Genomic DNA, 613 nt, shown 5'->3' with positions numbered 1-613 from the left:
ACAGCATCGACTTCCCGAACCACTGCATCAAGATAAGCATAAATGATATGATAGGTAGCATCTTTAGCAGCTGCTGTTGCCCCTTGGGCAGTTCGGTTATACCTTAGCTCGCGGGTGAACACTGGCTTGAAATTTTTAAATGGCGTCAATGCCGCAAATCCGCTTTGTAAATTTGCTACGACCTCAACATTATAACCAGCAAGTCGGCTCAGTTTACCTTCCTGCAACACAGCGTCACCAAATCCAGTTTGACGTTGGGTAGCTAAGGAAACGATTCTATCATGCGTGCCCCGTGTAATAAACCAGGTAATATCATCATGCGCATTCTTGTACTTCTCTGGCAAAACTTGAATGTGATTGGTAAAGTCAGCAATAGTCGGCGCAGTTGTTGCTAAATCAGTTTTATTCGTAGACGCTTTTGCTTTTTTCACGAAACCGTCAATAATACCGAGAAATGCATAATTAGGATCCTCTGCATCAGTTGCAGTATCACCATTAAAAATAAGGTCCTGCAAATCAACACCAAACTGCTTCTGAATCATGGTGATAACCGTTTGTTCAATATTTTCTCCGCGCGCCTGCTGGTTGTACCAAACATCATCGTCCTGGATCC

1 protein-coding gene is annotated in these 613 nt (G+C 43.4%); it reads right to left on the bottom strand.

Annotation, left to right across the window (positions count from 1 at the left end):
- A partial coding sequence (locus LMF89_RS25490) for a phage major capsid family protein (protein WP_229537600.1) occupies positions 1–542 on the bottom strand: 542 nt, incomplete at its 3' end.
- Between the last annotated feature and the right edge of the window lie 71 nt (positions 543–613).

The sequence above is a fragment of the Pelosinus baikalensis genome (genome assembly GCF_020819555.1).
GTDB classification, from domain to species: domain Bacteria; phylum Bacillota; class Negativicutes; order DSM-13327; family DSM-13327; genus Pelosinus; species Pelosinus baikalensis.
Note: the sequence above shows the minus strand (reverse complement) of the source record. Positions and strands in the feature narration are given on the sequence as shown.